This window comes from Luteibacter sp. P4_D7_3 (assembly GCF_056401735.1).
Map to the genome: position 1 here is coordinate 1 of NZ_JBFUIT010000291.1, position 4,936 is coordinate 4,936.

Here is a 4,936-nt window from a genome sequence, read left to right on the forward strand (position 1 = left end):
GCCATGGCGACGGCGAATCCCATCCGGCCGGAACTGCGGTTACCGATAAATCGTACCGGGTCGATGTCTTCGTACGTGGGGCCGGCGCTGACCAGTACCTTCCGACCTCGCAGGGGTTGCTCACCGAAGGAGGCAACCAGGATGTCACGCAGCTCGTGGGGCTCCAGCATGCGACCGGAGCCGATGTCCCCGCACGCCTGGTCACCGTCGGCAGGGCCGAGGATACCCACGCCGCGGACACGCAGCGTGCCGACGTTCGCCTGCACCGCCAGGTTCGCCCACATCTGCTGGTTCATGGCGGGCGCGATGTACACGGGCGCCGCCGTGGCAAGCACCACGGTCGAGAGCAGGTCGTCGGCGAAGCCATGGGCGAGCCGTGCGATGGTGTCGGCGCTGGCCGGGGCGATAAGCACCCTCTCGGCCCACTTCGCCAGTTCGATGTGGCCCATCGCGGCTTCGCCCGCCTCGTCCCAGAGGCTGACGCGTACCGGCTGGCCGGAGAGCGCCTGGAAGGTGGTGGGCGTCACGAAATGCGTCGCGCCTTCGGTCATGACGACGCGCACCTCGGCATCGAGATCGCGAAGGCGACGAACGAGTTCGCAGATCTTGTAAGCGGCGATGCCACCGGTTACGCCAATCAGGATGCGACGCTGGCGAAGGCTCATGGCGGAACGACGCTGCTTCGGAGGGCCAGTTAGCTTAACGGATTTCAGGAAGCCCATTTTTTCAGAATCGTTCTATCGCCAAGGCGATGGTCGCAACCCTAAGTTGCTCGTCGGGCCGTCACGCACGATGGCAAGACAGGAAACACGAACTGATGAAGCGGGGGACGACCCATCACGCCGGTGTCCGCGATGCGGCCGGGACGCCGACGGCATACCGGCCACGGCCGATCCACCAATGGCCGGAAAGCGAACGACCCCGCGAACGCCTGCTGGCCCACGGCGTGGCCGCGCTGTCCGATGCCGAGCTCATCGCCGTGTTGATCGGCAACGGCACGGCGGGCTGCGACGCCGTCGCCACTGCCCGGGCCCTGCTCGGTCAAGCCGGCAGTCTCGGAAGGTTGCTGGCCGACCCCGACCACCTGCCTCGCGTCAGCGGCGTCGGGCCAGCCAAGCGAGCACGCATCGTCGCCGCGCTCGAACTCGCGCGCCGCTCACTGGGCGAAAGCCTCACCGACCTGCCCCGCATCGAAAGCCCCGCCGATAGCGCCGAGTATTTCCGGGCCCGGCTCCGTCACCTGTCCCACGAGGTCTTCGCTGTCCTGTTCCTCGACACCCGCCACCGGGTGCTGGCCTACGAGGAACTGTTCCGCGGCACCATCGACGGGGCGAGCGTCTATCCCCGGGAAGTCGTCAGGGCCTGTCTCCGTCACCACGCCAGCGCGGTCATCTTTGCCCACAACCACCCCTCGGGCCTGGCCGAACCCAGTCGGGCCGACCGGGAGATCACTCGGGTACTGGTGGAGGCCCTGGGCCTGATGGACATCCGGGTGCTCGACCACCTGGTCATCGGCCATGGTGAGCCCGCCTCGATGGCCGACCTGGGCTTGCTCTGAACCCCGCAAAAAAAGACGGCGCGAGTGCCGCTCGCGCCGTCTGGGGGCCATCTTTCGAGGGAGGGGCGTCGATAACCCTTGTGCCGTCGGCCGGGGAGCCACCGGGCACAAGAGGAATTGTGACGACGACCAGTTACAGCGCCGTGACGTGCCGAAAAACAGCTCATGACGCCTTGAAGGAATTGACTTATGCACATTGACCACGTTTTCCACTTGGGCGTCACATCTGCTGTCCTCGCAGAGGTCACCGACTTAACACCATGATTTATCGCAACTTTAGATGTTACGCATCGAAGACATTTCCTGTCGTCCCCTTGCAGCTCTCGTTTCGGCCGTTGTTGCCCACAGAGTTATCCACAGGCTGGGGGATGAACCGGACGGTCCGTGGCGACCGGCCCGGGCGCCCCTTCTGATAGGATTGCCGGTTCCATATCCGTGTCCCGACTCCCGTGAAACAAGAGCTCAAACAACTCGTCCTGCAGGCCATCGGGGCTCTGCGGGAGTCCGGCAAACTGCCGTCCGATTTCGTGGCGCCGACGTTCGTCATCGAACGCACGCGCAGCCGCGAACACGGCGATTTCGCGACCAACGTCGCCATGATGATGGCCAAGGCTGCCGGCCGTAAGCCGCGAGACATCGCCACAGACCTGGCCGAGGCGTTCCCGCCTTCGGCGCTCGTGGGCAAGGTGGAGATCGCCGGGCCGGGCTTCATCAACTTCTTCCTGGCCCCGGCTGCGTTCCATGCCGAGATCAGCCGGGCACTCGCCGAAGCTGACCGCTATGGCAGCAACCACGATGGTGGCGGCCGTCAGGCAGGCGTGGAGTTCGTTTCGGCGAACCCGACGGGTCCGCTCCATGTGGGTCACGGTCGCGCCGCGGCCATCGGCGACAGCATCAGCCGGCTGCTTCACGCCAGCGGCTGGAAGGTGACCCGGGAGTTCTATTACAACGACGCCGGCGTCCAGATCGCCAACCTGGCGCTGTCCACCCAGGCTCGCGCCAAGGGCATCGCGCCGGATGAGCCGGGCTGGCCGGAATCGGGCTATCGCGGCGACTACATCGCCGAGGTCGCTCGTGCCTTCCTGGCCCGCGAGTCCGTGGAAGCCGACGGTGAAACCGTGACCGCCTCAGGCGACGCCGATAACCTCGACGACGTGCGCCACTTCGCGGTTGCCTCGCTGCGGCATGAGCAGGACCTGGACCTGAAGGCCTTCGGCGTCGGCTTCGACGTCTATTACCTCGAGTCCTCCCTCTACACCGAGGGCAAGGTGGACGACACCGTGCGCGAGTTGGTCGCCCACGGGCACACCTATGAAGAGGGCGGCGCCCTCTGGCTGCGTTCCACGGATTTTGGTGACGACAAGGACCGCGTCATGCGCAAGTCCGACGGCACCTACACCTACTTCCTCCCTGATGTCGCCTACCATCGGACCAAGTGGCAGCGCGGCTATGAGCGCGCCATCACCGAGCTGGGCTCCGACCATCACGGCTCACTGGCTCGCGTCAAAGCCGGTCTGCAGGCGCTGGATACGGGCATTCCGAAGAACTGGCCGGAATACGTGCTGCACCAGATGGTCACCGTGATGCGCGGCGGTGAGGAAGTGAAGATTTCCAAGCGCGCCGGATCCTACGTCACGCTGCGCGACCTCATCGACGAAGCCGGTCGCGACGCCACGCGTTACTTCCTGATCGCCCGCAAGGCCGATTCGCAGCTGGTGTTCGACATCGACCTGGCGCGTTCGCAAAGCAACGACAACCCGGTGTACTACATCCAGTACGCGCACGCCCGCGCCAGCCGCGTCTTCCGCGAGTTGGCCGATCGGGGGCTGTCCAGCGACCGTGGCAACGGCCTGGCGAAGCTGCCGCTGCTCGATACCGAGCACGAGCAAGCGCTGATGGTCGAGCTGTCACGCTACCCGGAAATGGTCGAGTCGGCTGCCGCCAACCTGGAACCGCATCTGATCGCGCAATACCTGCGTGAGCTTGCAGGCTCGCTCCACAGCTACTATCACGAGCACAAATGGATCGTCGACGACGCCGACCTGCGTGACGCCCGCCTTGCGCTGGTCGCGGCGACGCAACAGGTTTTGAAGAACGGTCTGGATCTGCTGGGCATTTCCGCCCCGGAGAGCATGTAAATGGCAACACGCAAGAAGGCAAAGGGTCGTCAGGCCGTCCGTAACAGCTCCAGCGGCATGCCCGGCTGGAGCTGGGCGCTGATTGGCATCCTCGCCGGCGCCCTGTTGATGGCTTTCGCGATGCGCGGCTCATGGATGCCCATGATGCGCCAGCACGACGGCCCTGAGCCGAACCCGCAGGCCACGGCGCAGAAGGGAAGCGATCCGGGCGTCGTCGAACAGACCGAGCCCGAGAAGCCGAAGAAGCCGTCGTACGACTTCTACTCCGTGCTTTCCGAGAAGGAAGTACGCATTCCGGATGCCGAGATCCGCGCACAGGCCAGCGCCGAAGCGCAGCAGAAGCAGCAGCAACAGCAGGCTGCCCAGCAGCAGGCAGCGGCCCAGAAGGCCGAGGTGGCGCAGCAGCAACAGGCTACTGCCGCCGCAGCCAACCTGCCGAAGGCGACGACACAGACGGTCACGGCCGTGCCTGCCCAACAGGCTCCCGCCGCTCCGGCCGCGAGCTCGGGCTACCTGCTTCAGGTCGGCGCGTTCCCGAGCGCCGCCGATGCGGAAGCACTGAAGGCCAAGCTGGCGCTGCAGGGCTTCGTCGCCAACGTGCAGGCGGTGAAGGTCGGCGCGCAGACCTATAACCGTGTTCGCCTGGGACCGTTCAAGTCGGCCACGGACCTGGAAAGCACCAAGCAGCACCTGCAGGCAGCAGGCATCAGTGCCATCGCATTGAAGGAAGGCAGCTGAGGTTTTCCTCGCCGCGTTGACACAAAAAACCCGCCGTCGCCGGCGGGTTTTTTCGTTTCAACGGCTGCCGGATGTCACTTCCCGCGCTTGAGACGAATCAACGCCGAGATGTCGTCATCACCATAACCCTGGGCCATCAATTCACCGAAGTCGGCGAGCGACTGCTCGATGATGGTGCGATCCGTGCCGGCCTCGGTGGCAATGCCACGAACGATGCCGAGGTCCTTGTGCAGCAGCGCCAGCTTGAAGCCCACCGAGAACTCGTTGCGCAGCATGGTGGCGCCGCGCTTGTCGAGGAACCAGTTGCCGGCTGCGCCCGCGGCGAGCGTCGGGATCAGGCGATCGGCTTCGAGACCCAGCGCCTCGCCAAGGGCGAGCCCCTCTGTCACGGCGTGGGCAATGCCTGCGACCAACACCTGGTTGACGGCCTTCGTCGCCTGGCCACTACCGACGGGGCCCATGTGCGTGACACGGGCACCATAGGCTTCGAGCACAGGGCGTG

The 4,936-nt window shown here is 65.4% G+C and carries 5 protein-coding genes; 3 read left to right on the forward strand and 2 right to left on the reverse strand.

The window, feature by feature from the left end:
* Positions 1-665, reverse strand: a 665-nt coding sequence (gene coaBC / locus AC1DSN_RS18250) for a bifunctional phosphopantothenoylcysteine decarboxylase/phosphopantothenate--cysteine ligase CoaBC (protein WP_477332070.1), incomplete at its 3' end; no start/stop codon positions are given.
* A gap of 152 nt (positions 666-817) precedes the next feature.
* On the opposite strand from coaBC, the gene radC reads away from it, so the two are divergent.
* The 3 genes from radC to AC1DSN_RS18265 all read left to right on the forward strand — a co-directional run bounded on the left by radC (position 818) and on the right by AC1DSN_RS18265 (position 4,434).
* Positions 818-1,558, forward strand: coding sequence for a RadC family protein (gene radC, locus AC1DSN_RS18255; RefSeq protein WP_082879097.1), 741 nt, complete (start codon positions 818-820; stop codon positions 1,556-1,558).
* Between the two features lie 449 nt (positions 1,559-2,007).
* Positions 2,008-3,696, forward strand: a complete 1,689-nt coding sequence (argS, locus tag AC1DSN_RS18260) for an arginine--tRNA ligase (RefSeq protein WP_477332072.1) — start codon at positions 2,008-2,010, stop codon at positions 3,694-3,696.
* Positions 3,697-4,434 carry an SPOR domain-containing protein gene (locus AC1DSN_RS18265; protein WP_063572259.1) on the forward strand — a complete coding sequence of 246 codons (738 nt, stop codon included), beginning with the start codon at positions 3,697-3,699 and terminating at the stop codon, positions 4,432-4,434.
* Positions 4,435-4,508: 74 nt separating this feature from the next.
* On the opposite strand, the gene AC1DSN_RS18270 is transcribed toward AC1DSN_RS18265, so the two are convergent.
* The coding region (locus AC1DSN_RS18270; protein ID WP_477332074.1) for an NAD(P)-dependent oxidoreductase at positions 4,509-4,936 on the reverse strand (428 nt) is incomplete at its 5' end.

Excerpts from the sequence above, each read along its gene's own strand:
- radC (WP_082879097.1), top strand. The coding sequence starts at position 818 with ATGAAGCGGGGGACGACCCATCACGCCGGTGTCCGCGATGCGGCCGGG.
- AC1DSN_RS18265 (WP_063572259.1), top strand. The coding sequence starts at position 3,697 with ATGGCAACACGCAAGAAGGCAAAGGGTCGTCAGGCCGTCCGTAACAGC.